Annotated in this window: 12 protein-coding genes; all 12 read right to left on the reverse strand. The window is 62.2% G+C overall.

Features of this window, described 5'->3' with window-relative positions:
• Window positions 1-50: 50 nt before the first annotated feature.
• On the reverse strand, window positions 51-1,376 hold the full coding sequence (locus NTZ43_14805; GenBank protein ID MCX5768487.1) for an amidohydrolase family protein: 1,326 nt from the start codon (window positions 1,374-1,376) through the stop codon (window positions 51-53).
• A 50-nt stretch (window positions 1,377-1,426) separates the two neighbouring features.
• Entirely contained in the window at window positions 1,427-2,599 is a 1,173-nt protein-coding gene (locus NTZ43_14810) for an alpha/beta hydrolase-fold protein (protein MCX5768488.1), read from the reverse strand.
• Window positions 2,600-2,733: 134 nt separating this feature from the next.
• Window positions 2,734-4,743, reverse strand: a complete 2,010-nt coding sequence (locus tag NTZ43_14815) for a S9 family peptidase (GenBank protein ID MCX5768489.1) — start codon at window positions 4,741-4,743, stop codon at window positions 2,734-2,736.
• Window positions 4,744-4,823: 80 nt separating this feature from the next.
• The gene (locus tag NTZ43_14820; GenBank protein MCX5768490.1) at window positions 4,824-6,209 is read right to left on the reverse strand and encodes a serine hydrolase; all 1,386 of its coding nucleotides are present in this window, start codon (window positions 6,207-6,209) and stop codon (window positions 4,824-4,826) included.
• 84 nt (window positions 6,210-6,293) lie between these two features.
• Window positions 6,294-7,643 carry a hypothetical protein gene (locus tag NTZ43_14825; GenBank protein MCX5768491.1) on the reverse strand — a complete coding sequence of 450 codons (1,350 nt, stop codon included), beginning with the start codon at window positions 7,641-7,643 and terminating at the stop codon, window positions 6,294-6,296.
• Window positions 7,644-7,654: 11 nt separating this feature from the next.
• Window positions 7,655-10,684 carry a SusC/RagA family TonB-linked outer membrane protein gene (locus NTZ43_14830; GenBank protein MCX5768492.1) on the reverse strand — a complete coding sequence of 1,010 codons (3,030 nt, stop codon included), beginning with the start codon at window positions 10,682-10,684 and terminating at the stop codon, window positions 7,655-7,657.
• Between the two features lie 356 nt (window positions 10,685-11,040).
• Window positions 11,041-14,232 carry an efflux RND transporter permease subunit gene (locus tag NTZ43_14835; protein MCX5768493.1) on the reverse strand — a complete coding sequence of 1,064 codons (3,192 nt, stop codon included), beginning with the start codon at window positions 14,230-14,232 and terminating at the stop codon, window positions 11,041-11,043.
• Window positions 14,233-14,241: 9 nt separating this feature from the next.
• Window positions 14,242-15,381, reverse strand: a complete 1,140-nt coding sequence (locus tag NTZ43_14840) for an efflux RND transporter periplasmic adaptor subunit (GenBank protein MCX5768494.1) — start codon at window positions 15,379-15,381, stop codon at window positions 14,242-14,244.
• A 44-nt stretch (window positions 15,382-15,425) separates the two neighbouring features.
• Window positions 15,426-16,925, reverse strand: coding sequence for a TolC family protein (locus NTZ43_14845; protein MCX5768495.1), 1,500 nt, complete (start codon window positions 16,923-16,925; stop codon window positions 15,426-15,428).
• 50 nt (window positions 16,926-16,975) lie between these two features.
• Window positions 16,976-17,599, reverse strand: a complete 624-nt coding sequence (locus NTZ43_14850) for a helix-turn-helix domain containing protein (GenBank protein ID MCX5768496.1) — start codon at window positions 17,597-17,599, stop codon at window positions 16,976-16,978.
• Between the two features lie 218 nt (window positions 17,600-17,817).
• Window positions 17,818-18,330 carry a hypothetical protein gene (locus NTZ43_14855; GenBank protein MCX5768497.1) on the reverse strand — a complete coding sequence of 171 codons (513 nt, stop codon included), beginning with the start codon at window positions 18,328-18,330 and terminating at the stop codon, window positions 17,818-17,820.
• A 23-nt stretch (window positions 18,331-18,353) separates the two neighbouring features.
• Window positions 18,354-18,776, reverse strand: coding sequence for a cbb3-type cytochrome c oxidase subunit I (locus tag NTZ43_14860; protein MCX5768498.1), 423 nt, complete (start codon window positions 18,774-18,776; stop codon window positions 18,354-18,356).
• Between the last annotated feature and the right edge of the window lie 15 nt (window positions 18,777-18,791).

The following is an 18,791-nucleotide window of genomic DNA, read 5'->3' on the forward strand; positions in this document are numbered from 1 at the left end:
GGAAAGAGTTCGGGAACTACCGCACATCGCCTACCGTCGAACGAATCGTCCTACTGATGCCCCGCGGCGCGGCGCGCACGCGCGAGCAGTTCGCGCCGTGCGGCTGCGTCATACACACGACCATTCGCCACCACCACGGCAATCTTTCGCGTGTTTGCAATATCCAACCGCGGATCCGCATCGAGCACCACAAAATCGGCCACCATGCCTCGCGCCACGGCGCCGAGCGAGTCAGCCGCGAAATAGCGCGCCGGCTCGCTGGTCGCTGAACGCAACGCCTCCAGCGGCGTCAACCCAGCTTTTACCAGCCACTCGAGTTCGTCGTGCAGCGACCAGCCGGGCATACTCGCACGGACCGGCGCGTCGGACCCAGCCAAGATCGGCACGCCCGCATGCTGCAGTGCAGCCACGAGTGCCACGCGCTTGGCAAATAGCCGATGCGTACCGGCCAGTTCAGCGGCCGTCGGCTTGGGAGGCAACTCGGCCGCCATCTCCCAGAACTTGCGCAAGGAATCGCTCGCGTAGGCCACAAGCGAATCACTCGGCAACGGCGCGCCAGCGCGCAGTTCATTTAACTCAGACATCGCAATAAGCGTCGGTGTGACCCACACGGTATGACGCGCGAGGGCCGCATACATCGGCGCGAGCGGCTCGTGCGAGCAACCGCCCATCAAAAATTTGGCAATGAAGTGCGCGCCCGCCACCACGGCCGAATCGTCACCCGCGCAACTGTTGGGAAACCCATACAGATGCTCCAGGCTACGAACGCCGGAGTCCGCCGCCTGTAGCGGCGTGACCGGCACGTTGACATGCGCTACCACCGCGAGCCCACGAGTTTTGGCTTGCCGGAGCGCCGCAAAGAAGGCATCTGGCGGAAGCCCATTGTGAATCTTTACAAAATCCACTCCGAGCCGAGCCAGCGAATCCACGCCGCGCACAGCATCGTCGACGTTCCGCACGGTCAAGTGAGGAATCGGAACATTCATCCCTTCGAGGTATGGGCCCGACATCACAATCCGGGGCCCATCGAGCTCGCCGCGACCAATGGAGCGCTGCCAGCCGCGCAACTCGGCTAAGTCATCAGCCACGTCGCGCACGCCTGTGACGCCGTGCGCCACGTACAGCCCCAGGAGCCCGCGACCACCGGGTGCAGTGAGATGCACGTGCATATCCCACAATCCTGGAATAACGAACTTCCCACGCCCATCTACCACACGGGCACCGGCCGGTGGCGTGACGGACGATGCCGTAGCCACCTGTGTAATGCGGTGGCCGTCGGCAACAATGGTCATATCGCGCTTCGCAGTTCCACTCGCCGGATCAATGAGCGTGACGTGCGTGACGGCGACGATTTGCAGGGCTAGGCGAATGAGCATTGGGGCGGTTGAGTAGAAGACGCAAATACCAAAAGCGGAGTAGCGCGCTGCTATTTCTTCAACTTCTTCAACATTTCTGTGGCGTGCGCGTGGGCGGGCTTGAGGGCGAGCGCTTTCTCGAACGCCGCTGTCGCCTGCTTCGAGTCCGGCTTGGCCATCAGCGCATCGCCATAGCTCGACCAGGCATTGGCACTGGTCGGGTACTGTTCCGTGCCCAGGCGCAGTAGCGCGATGGCCTTGGTCGTGTCGCGCGACATCTCAATGTGCCCAAGCATGTCCAGCATCATTTCGGGCGGGTGCACCGGATAACCCATCTGCGCCGACACCCGAGCGAAATGCGCGGTGAGATACGAGGGATCCTCGAGCGCACGAAAGATGTCGGGCTTGTACGCGCCAAAAATGAACCGCATCGCGTCGTATTCCGTGATCAACGGCACGGAGCCATGATCATCCCCGCCATAATATTTGAATCCGTACCGCAGCCCGGATGTGTTCAACGTGTTCACGGTGCTATTGAACTGTGCAATCGATGCAAAGTGCACGTTCACCGTCGTGTCGCCCGCTTGTAAGGAGTTGGCCTGACCAACGAACAGCGTGCGGCCATCAAAGCCCGGCTTGGATACCATTGCCTGCGTCCGCCTGAGCAGGACGCGGTTGTCCCACCAGAGGCTCGGGTCAATGGCCACATACGCGTTAAACGTCGTGGGCATCGAGAACAGGGCGTCAATCACCGTGATGCCGCCTAAGGAATGCCCAACGAACAGGCGATAGGGAGCCGTGCGATACGCGCTCTCGATACGCGGAATCAACTCGCCCTTAATAAACTGGAGGAAGTTCGGACCTCCACCGGAGGTTTTCAGCGCGACCTGTACCTTACCATCGTTGTCCAGTTCCGTGTGCGTCGGCGTCAAATCGCGCATGCGGTCCGTATTCGGAATGGCAACAACAATCATCTCGGGCATCGCGAGCACGCCATTCGTCGCGGAGCTCAAAAACTGCAGCACGCCCGTGATCGAATGAAAGTGCGCATCACCGTCGAGCACGTACAGCACGGGATACCGCTGCGGCAGGTACGTGGTGTCGCTGTACGACGGCGGCAGGTACACGAGATACGGGCGCTGTTCCTTGAGCGTCCCAGAATAGATCGAGTCGATCTTGCCAATGTTGATCGTGCCAGCAGCAGGCGCCGACTGGGCCCCCGCGGCGAACGAGAGCGATAGCACCAGCGCGCATACCGTAACGAACCGCATAACACCCCGAACGGAGATAGGTGGACGGGGCGCGGCGCGACAGATGGGCGCGCGCACCGCATGGCGTTCGTCGGCGCGCCCTTACAGGCGCGCCGACGAACAGACGATCACGGCACGTAGTCTTTCTTGGGCGCGGGATCAATGCCGAGCACATGCTTCGCAAAGAACTCGTATTCACGCTTCAGTTTGTCAAGCGTATGCCGCGGCTCCTGCAGGCCGTGCGGCTCGCGGGGGAAGAACACGAGATCCACGGGGACATTGTTCTTCTTGAGTCCCATGTACAGTTCCTGCGCTTGCCCAATCGGGACGCGCGTATCGGCTTGTCCGTGCAGAATGATCGTCGGCGTTTTGGCCTGCTTGATGTGCACCATCGCCGAGGCGCGTCGATAGGCGCCTTCGTCGTTCCAGGGCTCACCGCCGAAATAATCCTCGAGCACGGTCTGCAGGTCGTTCGTTGAATACATCGAGTACAGATCGGTCAGGCCGGCGCCAACCGAGATCGCCTTGAACCGATTCGTCTGCGTCAACGTCCACGCGCTCATGAAGCCACCATAGCTCCATCCCGTCTGCGCCAGCTTGGTGGAGTCGGCAATGCCACGCTTCACGAGATAGTCGAGCCCGGTCTGAATGTCCTGATAGTCGCCGTTGCCCCAATCGCGGAAGTTGGCGCCGAGGTACTTCTCACCGTAGCCACTCGAGCCGCGCGGATTGGGGAGGAATGCGACCCAACCGTTGCTCGCGTACAGTTGTGCAGGATTATACCAGTTGGCGGCAAACGATTCGTCCCACACGCCTGAGGGGCCACCGTGAATGATTGCCACGGTCGGATATTTTTTGCCGGGCTGATAGCCCACCGGATACACCACCACCCCTTCGGCCTCCATACCGTCCTTGCTCTTCCAGCGCATCACTTCGCCGGCGCCCATGCGCACGGCGGCCAGCTCCGGATGCAGCTTGGTGACCGCGGTCTGCGCCCACGCACCGCCGAGCGATGCCACATACACTTCGTCTGGCGTGTCGATTGCCGTGCGCGGAAATGCGATGGTGCGTCCGTCTGCGGAGAGCGAGGGCTGTCCAGCTCCGAACATGCCAGCGGATCCCTTGAGGTCAGACAGCTGCTTCACCGCGCCGCCAGCCACAGGCACCTGATACAATTCCGTGCGCGTCCGCGTGCTGGCCCAGAAATAGAGCGAGGCGCCGTCCGGCGACCACCGCGACTGCCCTGGCTCATACAAAAAGTCGCTAATCACCGAGCGGGGCGTTCCGCCGCTCGCCGACACCACTACCAACTTGGACTGCGTGATCGTCGCGTTCTTGAGCGGCTTCGTACTAAAGGCAATCCACTTGCTGTCCGGCGACCACGACGGATTCATATCGGGACCCGCGCTCTCCACGAGCTTGCGCGCAGTGCCAGCGGCGACATCCACCACCATCACGTCCGTAAAGCGGCTGTCGTCGGCGCGCGTCGTGGGCATGGTGGTATACGCGATGCGCGAGCCGTCCGGCGACCACGCCATCTGAATGATCTGATAATCGCCCTTCACAATCTCTCGGCTCGTGCGGGCAGTCACGTCATACACAGAAAGCCGCGCCGGCACAAAGTTGTGATCCACCTCAATGGCGTCGTCTTTCTCTTTCACTTTCCGGTCTTCGTCGGCGGTGGCGTCACGAGTCGCCACATAGGCAATGCGCTTGCTGTCGCTCGCCCATTCAATGTCTTGCACGCCTGTTTTGCTGTCGGTGAGCTTTTCCGCTTCGCCACCATTGGGCGAAATCCGATACAGCTGCGGCTTCCCGTCGCGCGCTGAAATGAACGCAATCCACTTGCCGTCCGGCGACCACGCGGGGTGATCATCAGATGCCTTGTTATTCGTCAGCCGCACGGGCTCGCCCCCCTGCGCCGACACCACCCAAATATCAGCGTTCTTACTGCTCTCCTTGAGGTCTGACGTCGTCACCACGTACGCCACCCACTTACCGTCAGGCGAGATGCGCACATTCGAAAGCTGTCGCATAGCGACCGCTTGCTCGGCAGTAATCCCTTGCTGCGCTGCGAGGCGAGCCGCCAGCGGCGTGCTCAGGACGATCGCGAGAGTGACAATCCGTTGCCATTTCATTGGGGCAGTTCCTCAATTGCGTGGAGAAGCAAACACACGCCGGACGGAGCGTCCGGGCCCCGTCCGGCGTGTGCCTGTGACTACTTCTTGGTGAGAACCGAATAGCCGTAGGCTTGGTCGATTTTCATCTTGGTGACCTTACCACCGTCGCGCACGAACGTCACGAGCTGGTCATCGTGCTCCCACAAGTCGCCCGTGCGGTACGAGAGCTCAAGCGGCTTGGGCAGCCCCTCGGCGGCAAGCTGCAGCTTGCCACTCACTACCGTGATCGTCATCTTCGACGGCCGGCCACGTCCCGGCCCATTGTACTCGCCGGCAAACGCCGCCAGATCACCGGTGTACGTCGCCGACACCGTCTTGACGGGCGCGAGCACCACATTCGCCAGCGACTTCGCGACCTCGGCCGGCGCGACCGGACCAGCGGAGTTGATCAACACCACAATGATGGCGTCGTCATCGGGGTAGTACGTGGACTGCGACAAGAACCCATTGATGCCGCCGCCATGTTCGATCACGCGACGCCCGTCGAACTTGTGAATGGCAAGCCCCTTGGCATACCGAATCGTGGTGCCGTCGTTGAGCTTACTCGGCGTGGTGATATCGTGATATGCAGCGGCGGAGAGCACCTTGCCGCCATGCAAGGCGCGGTTCCACGCAGCAATGTCTCCCGCCGACGAGCAAATCGAACCGGCCGAGAACGGATACACATGCGCGAGTGGGCTCTTGTTCTCGAGTCCCTTGGCGCCCATGTCGTAGCCATGCGCCTTCCGCGGGATGATGGCGGACTCGCTGCAGTAACGCGAATCCGGCATCCCCGCTTTCTCAAAGAGGTGCTTCTTGATGTAGTCGGCGTACGTCTCGCCCGAGGTTTTCTCAATGATCAGCCCGGCAAGAAAGTATGCCGAGTTGGTATAGAGCTGGAGTTCGCCCGGATTGAAGTCGAATGGCTCCGCCTGGAACATCGCGATGAGCGTATCCCGTGGAAGGTTCCGCGAGGCGATGGTGCCGAACTTCGGTAGACTGGTGTAGTCCTTCATCCCCGACGTGTGGTCGAGCAACTGCCCCACCGTGATGGTGTGCCCCTGCGTCGGGTAATCAGGGAGATACTTCAAGATGTTATCGGAAAGTGAGAGCTTCCCAGCATCGCGCAACTGCAGAATGGCGGCAGCAGTAAACTGCTTGGTCACCGAGCCGATCTCGTACACCGCGCGCGCCGGCGTCGGCGTGTTGAGTTCGAGGTCGGCAGAGCCGTAGCCCTTGAGCGCCAGCGTGTCGCGCCCTTTGATCACGGCAATCGACATCCCCGCCGCCTTTCCACCCTTCAAGTATGAGGCTACCACCGAATCGATAGCCGACACCATCTGCGCGCGACTCTTCTGCTGTGCCGCAAGCGGCGTCGCGAGCGAACCAACCAGCAGCACCGCCGCAAACGTCGCGGCGAACGACCTGAATCTGATGTGACGCATGGAAACTCCGTGCAAGTGGGCGAAAAGACGGCGAACCAGAGCAATCGCTCCAGTTCGCCGTCTTTTGTGTAACGCGAGTGAGCCTTAGGCCCCGCGGTTAATGCATCCCTTGAAGCTGGGGTTGTTCTTCTCAGTCATCGGAACCGGCATGTTCTGGTCGGTGCCGCGCGTCAGACCGTTCTTCTGATACGCGCCAGTCGGCCACACCGTCTCCGGACCGCGGCCGTACTGCCGCACCAGGCGCCGCAGGTCGCCCATACGGTGCGCCGTGGCAAACATTGCAAAGGCGCGCTCACGGAACATGAGATCGACGCGTCCAGCCGCCGAGCCCGGATCAGCCGGAGCGGCCATGCCGTACGGCACACGAGCCTCGGTCAGCTTCGACAGCCACAGCGCGGTGTTGCTCGCGTTGAGGGCCGCTTCGGCTTCGATGAGGCGCGCTTCCACACCACTCGATACCACCACGGCGTGGTCCAGCGAGTTGTACTTCGCAAAGAAGTACATCGGCGTTACGAGGTCGAAATCCGACGGCGCGCCGCTGCCTTCAACCGGAAGGCGCGGGTCTTTCGCCGTAGCGAAGTCCAGCCCGTTGATGCCTTCCTTGTTCGACACGAGGAACGCATGCGTGTTGTAGCCATACGTAAAGTCGATGCTCTTCTGACGCTCGGTCGCGGTGCCGTGCTTCACGTAGTAGACAAACGACGTGGGCACTGCGGCCACCGTTGCCGCGGCCGCGGCATACTGTCCCATATCCAGCTGCGCACGCGCCTTAGTGACCGCGGCCAGGTTCTTCACCTGAGCATCGGAACCGGCCAGCGCCAGTGCCGCATCAGCCGTCGACGCTGCGAGCGTCATCGCCTGCACGGTTGTGAGCGGCGGACCATACGTGAGCGTCGGCGTCGTGGTGCTGATCGGCGCGCCGGAGCAGTAGTCCTCGCCCATGAGCACGATCAACATCGCTTCCAGCGCCTTCATCTCGCCACCACGCGGATCGGTGGGGGCGATTGCCTTGAACACGCCGGCAGCGCGCACCGCGGCTTCGCGTGCGCTGTGCAACCCGATGTATGTGGCCTCACTGAGCGTGTTCGATTCGAGCAGACTCCGCAGGTCAAACTGACGGATTTCCGGCGGCGTACCACCGAAATCGAACTCATCCGTCATATAGCCGGTCGTCAGCACCTGACCATAGCCGCCTTCGCCTGTCGAAGAACCATCGAGGGCAACCGTAAAGTCGCCAATGGCGCCGGCATAGAGCGCACTCGCGCCCTGCAAGCTGGTGGAAAGACCAGCGGGTTCAATCTGGTCCGGGTGCTCCGCCTTGAGGAGCGTCTCGGTAGAACACGCGACGACCGCGATGGGAAGCATCGCCGCCGCAATCCAGCGCACGATCTGCGCGCGCTGCGGCAACCGTGCCGTTTGTTTTGTCGTGATCACGTTCGCCTCCCTTAGTAGTTGAGGTTGATGCGGAGCGCAAACATCCGCGGCTGGCCGACCAGCGCCATGTTGTAGTTCGAGGCATCCGTACCGGCCACCACGCCTTCTGGATCCCACGAGGTGAAGTCCGTCCACAAGCCAAGGTTACGGCCCGTGAGCGAGACGCTCGCGCCACGCGCCTTGAGCTTCGCAGCCCATTCCGGCGAGAGGTCGTACACCACCGACACTTCGCGCAGACGGAAGAAGTCCGCCTTTTCACCGTACGCGCCAAAGGCGCGCGGGCCGGCCACGGCCTTCGCCTGCTCGTACAAGTCGTACCCCTTCACGTTGAGCGCCGCGCAGTTCGACATAAAAGCGCACATGAACATCGTGTTGATGTTGTGCGATACGAAGCCGCCGCGGAAGTCCAACAAGCCGCTGATGCGCAGGCGGTTGTGCAGCAACCCAATGGTGCTGTTCAACGACAGATTCTTTTCCGGCACGGTGGAGCCAATGAACACCGCCGTATCCGTCACAACTACTTCGTTCTGTTCGATGGTGCCGTTGTTATTGGCGTCCTTGTAGCTCACAAGCTTCGGCCACCACAGTCCAAACAACGGATAGCCCGGCCGGTTCTGATAACCGAAACCGGTGAGCGGCGGAATGCCGTCGGCCAACGATTCCAGTTTGTTCTTGTTCGTGGAGAACTCAAGCCCCACGTCCCACTGGAAGTTGCCGCGGTCAATCACACGACCCTGCGCCGACAGTTCAAAGCCCTTGTTGGTCACGACGCCGACATTCTCGATGCGCGACGCACCGGCGCCGAGCGAGCCCGGCAACGGACGGTTCACGAGCGCGTCGGTGGTCTTCTTGTCGTAGTACGTGGCGTGCAACGACACGCGATTCTCAATGGCGCTCAGGTCAAAGCCCATTTCCGTTTCGGACGAACGCTCTGGCTTGATCTTCGTGTTACCCAATGCGCCGAAGCTCACGGCCGGCACATCACCCTTGCCATACAGCGACGTCGTGGCCGGGTTCAGGTACGTAATCGCGGCCGTGAAGCCCGGCTGCTGCCCCGACTGCCCATAGGCGGCACGGAAACGCAGCTGGTTAATCCACTTGGCGTCGGCGTTTTCCATCGCCACCCAGCTGACCGTCGCCTTGGGGTAGAGGATCGCGCCAAAGTCACCACCGAACGACGAGTTCTGGTCGCGACGCAGCGCGCCGGTCACAAAGAGCTTGTCCTTCCAGCCGACCGTCTCTTCCATATACACACCGAACGAAGCGGTCTCGATCGTGCGCTCGGACGACGTCTTGTTGGCGCCGGCATCAATCGTCGTGCCACCCGGCGGCAATACGCGCGACGAGTTCAAGGTGCCCGCGCGGCGATCCTTGTTCCACTGCACGCCGAGCGCCGTCTTGGACGTCAAGTTCGCGTTGATATTCCAGCTCGACGCGGCATTGAGATCCACCGACTGGCGCAGGCTGTTCCAGCGATCAATCGTGCGGAGCCCTTCACGATCGTTCCCCGAGAACGCGCTACCCTGTCCGTTCGCGTTGTTCACAATATTGTCGTAGGCCAGCCAGTCCATGCCCGCCGTCGCCTTCGTCGACAGCCAGGTGAACGGGCGGTACGTGATGGTGGCCGAATTCAAGAACTCATTCGTGGCACGCGAGGTCTCCTTGGCCAGTCCGTCCTTCGGCGGCGCAAAGCCCCACGCATCGGGAGCCGCGGGATTCGGCGAGCCAAAGATCGCGGCGCCAATCACGCCCGAGAGGTTGTCACCGGTCTGCGGCATCAGCAGCCAGCCATTCACGTAGCCGAGGTTCACGCTCAACTCGGCGTGCGGCGAGAGCTGCGCGCCAAGGTTGACGCGGATGTTCGCTTTCTTCTGCTGGTTCGGGTAGAGCTGGTTCACTGGAATCGAGCTCACGCCGCGTTCCTTCAACAGCGCCGCAACCTGCGAGTCCGGCATCTTCAGCACGCCGCGTTCATCGCTGATGTCCGCGCTCACAAAGTAGCGCGAGAGCTCCGTACCGCCGCTCACCTGGAAGCCTTCCGCCTGACGGTGTCCCGTGGAGAACGGCGTGGTCGAAGGCTGGTTGAGATAGTCCGCGGTGTAGGTCTGCGTGACCGTGCACATACCCGAAGCGGCCATCCACTGCAAGCACATCGTCGGCGCGCCACTGGGTGTTTTGCCGGCGTTGAAGTACGTCATCGGATACTTGTTCGGATCCTTGCTCATGCCGGTCTCGCTGAACACGCTCCACTTCGCCGGCCCAGCACGACCCTTCTTGGTGGTGACCACGATCACGCCGTTGGCTGCCTGCGTGCCGTAGAGCGTGGCCGCGGACGGTCCCTTCACCACTTCAATGGACTCGATTTCTTCTGGATTCAAGTTGTTCATCATGCTCGGCGAGCCGCCGCCGATATAGCCGCCCAAGTCGGGCGACGAGTTATCCATGCGCACGCCGTCCACGATGATCAGCGGCTCGTTCGAGAGCGACGCCGAGCTGATGCCGCGGATACGAACGCGCGAACCACTGCCCACGGTGCCGCTGTTCGAGAGCATCGACACGCCGGCGAGGCGCCCGTTGAGCACGTCTTCCATCGACGTGATCGGGAGCTCCTTCACCAGCGCCGCCGCATCAACCTTGGCAATGGAGTTGCCGAGCTCACGCGTGAGCTGCTGGCCGGTGGCCGTCGAGACAACCGCTTCCAGCTGGAAGGGCGCCTTGGTCAGGACGACATCAAGCGTCGTCGCTTGGCCGCTCCGCGTCGTGCTTTCCAGACGCGACGACTGATACCCGATGCGAATCACGCGGATCTGGTGCGACCCAGTTGGTACGCCAGTGACCGTGAACCGGCCGTCGGCCGCTGTGATCGCGCCGACGTTCGTGCCCTCGACGAGCACTTGCGCGCCGTCAATGGGAGCGCCGCCGTCTTTGTCCGTGATGCGACCCGTGATGCGACCCGTCGCTACCTGCGCCTGAAGCGAGAGCGCTCCAAGTACAGTCAGCAAGACGGCCCGGCATCCCTTGCGGCCGAGATTCCAGAGCATGACAACTCCTGTGGTGGTGGGGATGAAGCCGTACGTAGGCCGCGCCAACTCTCGCCGGAACATCGGCGTCGGCCGTGTTACACAATACTGGAAACTTTTGGAATACAATATTGTGTACAATATGCGCGCTGAGCGCAAGAAGGACAGATCGCCCTTCCCCCTCTTATATAGAAGGGGCTGCCCGTACCTAGACACCAAGCCGACTGACCCTCGGCGTGGGAGCCCCGGAGCTAGCGGCCCTCCGCCCTTTTTGCCGATGGACGATTGGTCCACAATCCGGCCATTTGTAACGGAAAAAGGGGGACGGCCACCGGCCGCCCCCCTCCACTTCGCCCTGTCGTCCTAAGTTTGTCCAGTTAATGCGACTTCCGCGCCTCTTTGGGAACCATGTACTCCCCAGTTGGAGGCCGTACCGGAATATCAAATAGCCCCGCCAGCGCCAGGCGCCAGTCGTCGAGAATCTCATAAACCGTCGGAATCACCACGAGCGTCAGCACGGTGGAGGTCATCACCCCGCCAATAATCGCCCGCCCGAGAGGCGATCGGAAATCCGCTCCCTCGCCGCTCCCAATCGCCACGGGGATCATGCCGGCAATGAGCGCCAGCGTGGTCATCATGATCGGACGCAACCGCACCCGCCCGGCCTCAATGATCGCCTCCCGCCGCGGTTTGCCGTTCTCCTGCCCCCACTTCGCAAAGTCAATCAAAAGAATCGCGTTCTTCGCCACGATGCCCATCAAAAGAATCACACCGATCATGCTCATGATGTTGAGCGTGTCGTGCGTGATCAGCAGCGCGAGCACCACGCCAATCAGTGACAGGGGCAGCGACACCATAATCGCGATGGGCTCAAGGAACGACCCGAACTGCATCACGAGAATCAAATACATCAGCAACACGGCCACGCCGAGTGCTCCAAGAATCTTGCCAAACACTTCGGCTTGATCCTTTACCTCGCCGCCGTCCGTGCGCCGGTAACCCGGCGGCATGGTGAACTTGGCGAGTGCCTTATCGATATCGGTTTTCACTTCGCCCAGTGACCGGCCCTGCGTGTTGGCCTGGACGACTACCACGTTGTCGCGATCGAGGTGACTGATCAGGGCGGGGCCGAGTCCCTGCGTGACCGTTGCGATCTGCCCGAGCGGCATCACCGTCGAGCGGCCTCCCCCTTGGCCACCAACCACAATCGGCAACTGCTCCACGTCCGCAATGCGGGTCCGTGCTTCGGGCGAGAGCCGTACGCGCACCTTTCGGTTTTCTCCGGCCGGGTCCACCCAGTCGCCGGCGTCCACTCCGGCGAACGCGGGGCGCATCGACTGTGCGACCTGCCCCACCGTCACACCGAGTGAGCCAGCGAGCGCGCGGTTCAACTTCACTTCGAGTTCAGGCTTCTGGCCCTTGGTCGAAAGATCAATGTCCACAGCGCCTGGAACTTTCTGTACGAGGCGCATCACGGAGTCGGCGAGCGTTCCCAGCACGCGAGCATCGGGGCCACGCAACTCAAGCTGAATCTGCTTGCGCGACCCGCCCATGCCGCCCGTGAACACCGACACCGTTGCGCCGCCAATCTGTTTGACTTCACGACGCAAAATCTCACCAAAATCCGTCTGACTCACGTGACGCTCAGACTTGTGCTTCATACGGACGTACACGCTGCCAATGTCCGGCGAGCCGAGCGCGGTGCCAGGCTGCATGCCCGCGCTGCTGCCACCGACGGTGGCAAACGAGTACTGCACGAGGTCGCCATGACTACGCGCCAGTCGCGCCGCTTCTTCGGTCTTGAGTCGCGTGTAATCGAGATTCGAACCGGGAGGCGTCTGCACCTGGAGCGTGAGTTCGCTGCGGTCGGAGTTCGGCACAAAACCAAAGCCGCCGAACTTGGCCTGCAGGAAGATCGCCAGCACGAACGATGCCGTCGCGAGCCCCACCATGCTCCACTTGTGGTCGAGCGCCCACCCGATGACGCGCGTGTACTTATCCGCCATCCGGTCGAACCAGCGATTGAACTTCTCGAGCTGACGGCTAATCCAATTGCCGCGCTCATGCGCTTCCGTCTGCGGATCCGGCCAGTACGCCGAGAGCATCGGGTCGAGTGAGAAGCTCACAAACAACGACACAGCCACCGCCATCGCAATCGTGAGCGCGAGTGGCTTGAACCATTGCCCGGCCGTCCCATACATGAAGCCAATGGGGACGAACACGGCAATAATCGAGAAGGTTGTCGCGGCTACGGCGAGTCCGATTTCGTCAGTTCCCTCGTGCGAGGCACGGAAATGGTCTTTTCCCATTTCGATATGGCGCACGATGTTCTCGCGCACCACAATCGCGTCGTCAATCAATATGCCGATCGCCAACGACAGGCCGAGGAGCGACATCGTGTTGAGGGTAAAGCCTCCCGCATACACGGCGATGAAGCTCGCCAACACGCTCACCGGCAGCGCGAGCCCGGTAATCACCGTCGAACGCCAGGAGTTCAGGAACAGAAACACCACGAGTACGGTGAGCGCGGCGCCTTCGAGCAACGTCTCCTCAACATTGCGCACGGACATATCCACGTGCTCACCGGCATTCTGAATCACATCGAGCCGCACGCCGGCGGGGAGCGTCGCCCGCAACGCATTCACCTTGGCGAGCACCTTGGCCGAAACCTGCGACGTGCTATACCCCTTTGACTTCTTGACCATAATGCCAACGGCATCACGGGCCGTGGGCTGGCTCGCGTCGCCGTACTGCGCGGACGAGGACGCTTCCTGCGTGCCGTCCTTGGCCGTCGCGATCTCGCCAAGGCGGATCGTGCGTCCCCCGCGCTGATCAATCACAATGTTGTTGAAATCTTCGGGCGTCTCGAGCTTGCCGCGCAAGCGAATGGAACGTTCGTCGAGCGCGCCATTCACCTTGCCCACCGGCACGGCGAGATTCTGCGCCTGCAATGCGCCCACCACCTGCGCCACACTCAGTCCCGCCGCCTGCATCGCCTGCGGCTTGAGCTCGACCGTCAGCTCGCGGAGCACACCGCCCACCACAATGGCCTCAGCGACGCCGCTAATACCGCGGAGTTCTTTCGTGATGCCGGGGTCGGCCAGACGCGTGAGCTTCGGTGCATCGATCGCCGTTGAGTTGAGCGACAACTGCACAATCGGCATATCGCCTGGATCAAAGCGCGAAAGCACGGGCTCCTTCATTTCGGCCGGGAGCTCCGAACGAATCGCGCTGATTTTGTCGCGAATATCCTGCGACGCCTGCTGAATGTCCTTTTCAAACACAAACAGCACCGTCACGTTCGCAAAGCCATCCTGCGCCGCACCCTGAATACGATCTACGCCGGAAATACCGCTGATCGCCTCTTCCACGCGGTCGAGGACTTCGCGCTCCACGACATCGGGCGATGCCCCGGGATACGGAATCGCCACATTGATAATCGGCTGCGCCACATCCGGAAACTCATCCGTCTGCAGCTGCGAAAGCGAAAACAGCCCGAACACCACCAACGCCACCATCGAGACGACGGTGACGATTGGCCGCTTGATTGCAAAATCAGAAATGAACACGGAGGCTCCTCAGCTCTTCGGCGCGATGGGCTTGTCGGCCGGAACGGCCACCTTCACGGGAGTGCCCGACGTAATGCCCTGCGCGGCGCCAATGAGTAATGTGTCGCCGGCAGCAACGCCGCTCGTCAACTCCATCCGCTCGGTGGTCTCGTCACGCACGCCGATCGTCACGCTCACGCGCTCCGTCTTCCCGCCCTTCAGTCGCACCACAAACGGCGTGATGCCGCGCTGATCCACGGCGGTGAGCGGCGCGGTGAGACCATTGCGCGTTACGCTCGCCACGCGGCCTGTGGCATAGAGTCCAGCCACGAGTCCCTGCGCCGCATTCGGAATACGGACATACACACGCACCTGTCGCGTCTGCGGGTCAGCACTCGGATAAATATTGGTAATCGCTCCGGTGTACGACTTGCCGGGGTATCCGGTAATCGAAAAAATCACCGGCGCGCCCATGCGCACCTGCGCCAACTGATCGGCAGGTACCGCACCCTCAAGGCGCATCGTGCTCGGATCCACCACCGTGAACAACGGCGCGCCGGGCGCAACGACGTCACCGGGATTCACCTGCTTCTCGCTCACGACGCCATCATACGGACTCTTCACAACCGTGTTATCAAGATTGCGCTGCGCACTCGCGAGCCGAGCCTTGGCATCTTCTAACTGTGCCTGCGCGCCGAGGTTGCCGCGACGCGCGCCTTCCAGCGCGTTCTCGGCAATCGCCCCAGCCGCAAGCAACTTCTCTGCGCGCGACAAATCCCGCACCGCGTTATCGGCCGCCATCGTCGCCTGCGTCACGCCGCTACGCGCGCTGAGCCATGCTTCGCGCACCGCGCTTTCGTCAATACGCGCTAGGGCCGTGCCCTTGCTCACGCGTTGACCTGGCTCAATCAGCACCGCCACCACTGGCCCGCCGATCTCGGCGCGAATGCTCGCCGTTTTTTCGGCAGCTAAGGTGCCGCTGATCGTCGGTCCGCTATTGAGCGTCGCATTGCCGACCACCACCACATTCTCACTGCCGATGGTGACGGAGGATACGGTTTGTGGCATATCGGCATCGGCCGACTTTTTGCCGCAGGCCGCCATGGTCACGACGCCGACCGCGAACAGTATTGCCATCATCGCGCCGGGAGCGCGTGCGCTACGAAACATCGGGAAAATCCTCGTCTGAGAGCTGGTCACTGTGATATCCACGTTTAGCGGCCGGCCGCGGGACGCTGCGATGCAGCGCCCGTGCCGAGCGGAAGGTCTTTGAGGAAGGCGACGCGTAGCCGCGCCACTTCGAGATCGCGTGCCGCGGTGACGCGGTTGACGCGGGCCTGCTCGTACTGCGTGCGCGACTGCAACAGCTCTACCTGTGTGGAGATCCCTTCACGAAAGCGCACTTCGGCAATCGAATACGCCTTGGCGGCCTGTTCATCGGTGCCGACACTCGCGGCATAACTCGCCTCGGCTTGCGCGAGTTGGTTGACGGCCGTGCGCGCATCGAGCGCAGCCAACTCACGCACCTGCTCGAGTGACTGCCGCGCCTCGATCACATTGGCTTCGGCAATCATCCGGTCGCCCGTCAGCTTGCCGCCAAGGAACACCGGAAAGGAGAGTCCAACACTCGCGGTCCAGTTGGGATACAGTTCCGAGAGCGAGCCCGGCAGAAATCCCGAAGGATACGCAAAGCGCTGATAACTCGAGCTGAGTTGCACCGAGGGCAGGCGATTCATCTGTGCGGCGCGGAAAGCGAATTGCTGCGCGTCCACATTCGCCTCGGCCTGGCGCACACTCGCGCGACGGCCAACCGTGGTGTCTGGCACGAGTCCGCCCTGCCGGCCCGGAATGTCGATCGGCTGCGAGAGCGCGGCCGACGCCACGGGAATGTTGCCTTCGTCGCGAATCGGGGTGGTGAGGGCGAGCGGCTGATTGAGCGGCACGCCGAGCAGTTGGCGCAAGCGCATCAACGCCACGTCGCGATTGCCGCGCGCGGCAATCAACGCCGGACGCTGGTTGTCGCGTGCCACGCGCGCGCGGAGTAAATCGAACTCGGCGGCGCTTCCCACTTGGCGTGAGACGGTGGTCTGCTGCAACGTACGTTCGGCCTGCGCGAGCGTGCTGTCGGCAATGAGCGAGAGTTGTTCACCGGCTACGGCGTCGAAGTACGCTTGGGCAACGTCGAGTGCGAGCTGCGCGCGCGCAGCGTCGAGGTTGATATCGGCTGCCGTGCGCGCCGCCTCTGCGCCTTTTTCGCTTGCCAGCAATCGGCCAGCGGTAAAGACGTTCTGCGAGAGCGAGAGTCCCAGCGTCATCGTGTTCGGCGAGGCAAAGATCTTGGAAATGTTACCGATGCTGCTGGTGGAGCTGCTCGAGCTAGTCGTGCTGGTGGTTGTCGAACTGGTCGTGGAGGAACTGCTGCCACTCGAGAGCGCCGCGAACTGGCTCTCGAAGGTACGCTGGTAGTTGGCGATGCCATTCACCTGCGGCAGAAACTGCGACTTGGCCTGCAGCTGCTGTCCATGCGCACGCTGCACACCCGCTTCGGCCGTGCGCACGGAATGGCTCACCTTGGCCGCGAGCGTGAGCGCGTCGGCGAGGGAGATGGTGGTAGGAGCCGGTGCCTGCTGCGCCGCGCCGATGGTCGGTGCAGCGAGAAGCAGGAGTCCGGCTAGGAGCGTCGCTCGAGAGGCGTATATATAGGAAGCAAACATGCGCGGAGTGGTCAGTCGGAGGGGCGACAACAAACAGGGGAATTGATGCACTAGGACACTCGGCGCTTGGCCGTGCGTGGCCGGCGAGCAGCGACGGGCTGAAAACCCAACGACTGCAAGCAGAGGCGTGCATAGGTGGCCGGTGCACCAGATGCAGGCTGCGGAAAGCTGTGCGGATCAATGTCGCGATGGAGCGCATCGTGAAAGATGGCGCTCATCAGCATGGCCTTCGCGGCGGGAATGCTTTTGGTGTCGGAGATATAGCCGAGCGCGCCAAGTTTCTCGAAGTAGCTCTGTACGGCGGCGTGAATGGCGGCGGCGCCGTGCGTCATGCAGCGCGGCATCTCCGGGTTCTCTTCAAACTCGGCCATCGCCTTACGGATGGTGGCGCGGGTGCCGTGCAGTGCCTTGCGCATGCCGGTCGCGAAGGCGGTGAGCTCGGCGAGCGGATCCTCCGGTGCATCCGGCAGCGCATTCGCGCCACGACTGAACATCTCGTGCGAGCGAAGGGCCTCAAGGAGGAGTGCGGTCTTGGAGCCGAACTGGCGGAACAACGTCACTTCGTTGACGCCTGCTTCTTCGGCAATCCGGCGGGTGGTCGTGCCGCGAAAACCGTGTTCGGCATAGAGCCGAACGGCGGCGGCGAGGACGTGGTCGCGGGTGGGTGTCGTCATCAGGGGCTGGGGCGCGGGAGCGAGCGGATGCAAGTGGGTACTTGCATATAACGCAAGCGCATCCACGGAAGTTTCCGGTGGATGCGCGCCGTTACACGCCGAATGCTCCACGGCGGCCGCAGAGGCCACCGTCGAGGGGTGGCCGCCGGCCAGCTGTCCTAAGAATGTCTAGCTTTGTCCTTCATGAGCAGCGCCGCGCCGCCCGTTCCGGGAACCGCCTAGGCCGTTCCGTGCCGGCCAGAAGCAAAAAACAACGGCCATAATCCGCTCCGGCGCTTCATCAGCCAGAATGCGGCCAGTAGGGTGGAGCACAGATTGGCCGACACAATCGACCACCAGGGTAACGAAGAACGGATCGGCTCAGTCAGGAACCCGACCACGAAAATCGTCAGCACCAGTCCAGCCACCATCACCGCCAGCACGGCCCGCGCATGACGCGGATGCCGTTCGGCGTGCGTCACGAGCTGCATCACGGTCAATCCGATCAGCAGCGACACCACAAAGTGCAGCGCGTTGTACTGCAGAATGGCCGTGGTGTCGAGCGCGATCGGGTATTGCAGCACGGACGGATCACGGAGTCCCTGAAAGACCGCTTTGCCGAGTAAGTCCACGGTAAAGAACGACCCACGGGTCGCCAGCAGATCGAACCCCATGTAGAACGCCGCCACCGACAGGTACGCAATGAGTCCAATGACCAGTCCTTCGCGGCGTGCTGAGTTGGATGATGCCATGTCAATCTCCAATGAGGGGCGCGTCAGGGCAGCGTCGAGCGAATGCGCGGCAACAACATCACAAAAACCAGCAGCACGCCGGTGGCCTGCATCACACCAGCGGCCATCAACGCAAATCGTATGGCGAATGTAGCATCGGGGGCGGCCATCAGCTCCAGCGCGGCCCGCAGCGCCGTACCGCCCGTCACGCACCAGTACGCCCACTCCGCGAGCGCGGGCTTATACCGAACGTCGTCCTTGGCGGCGCGTGGAAACATCCAGAGCGCCACGCCGCCAATCACCATCATGACGAACCCCACGAGGAGCACGTGGGTGTGGGCACTCATGCCGCGCGGCGGCAACGGGATGCCGAACTCCCGCGCGGAAAGCATCCACAACCCAATCGCGACCCCACACGCGAGAAACACAATGGCGGTCTTCAGATACCGGCGAACGATCGACGACACGTCGAAGCCTCTTCG

This window comes from Gemmatimonadota bacterium (assembly GCA_026387915.1).
Classification (GTDB): domain Bacteria; phylum Gemmatimonadota; class Gemmatimonadetes; order Gemmatimonadales; family Gemmatimonadaceae; genus Fen-1231.

What these genes read in the sequence shown, in the direction of transcription:
- NTZ43_14805 (MCX5768487.1), bottom strand. Translation starts at nt 1,376, where the DNA reads ATGCTCATTCGCCTAGCCCTGCAAATCGTCGCCGTCACGCACGTCACG.
- NTZ43_14815 (MCX5768489.1), bottom strand. Translation starts at nt 4,743, where the DNA reads ATGAAATGGCAACGGATTGTCACTCTCGCGATCGTCCTGAGCACGCCG.
- NTZ43_14820 (MCX5768490.1), bottom strand. Translation starts at nt 6,209, where the DNA reads ATGCGTCACATCAGATTCAGGTCGTTCGCCGCGACGTTTGCGGCGGTG.
- NTZ43_14830 (MCX5768492.1), bottom strand. Translation starts at nt 10,684, where the DNA reads ATGCTCTGGAATCTCGGCCGCAAGGGATGCCGGGCCGTCTTGCTGACT.
- NTZ43_14840 (MCX5768494.1), bottom strand. Translation starts at nt 15,381, where the DNA reads ATGTTTCGTAGCGCACGCGCTCCCGGCGCGATGATGGCAATACTGTTC.
- NTZ43_14845 (MCX5768495.1), bottom strand. Translation starts at nt 16,925, where the DNA reads ATGTTTGCTTCCTATATATACGCCTCTCGAGCGACGCTCCTAGCCGGA.
- NTZ43_14850 (MCX5768496.1), bottom strand. Translation starts at nt 17,599, where the DNA reads ATGACGACACCCACCCGCGACCACGTCCTCGCCGCCGCCGTTCGGCTC.
- NTZ43_14855 (MCX5768497.1), bottom strand. Translation starts at nt 18,330, where the DNA reads ATGGCATCATCCAACTCAGCACGCCGCGAAGGACTGGTCATTGGACTC.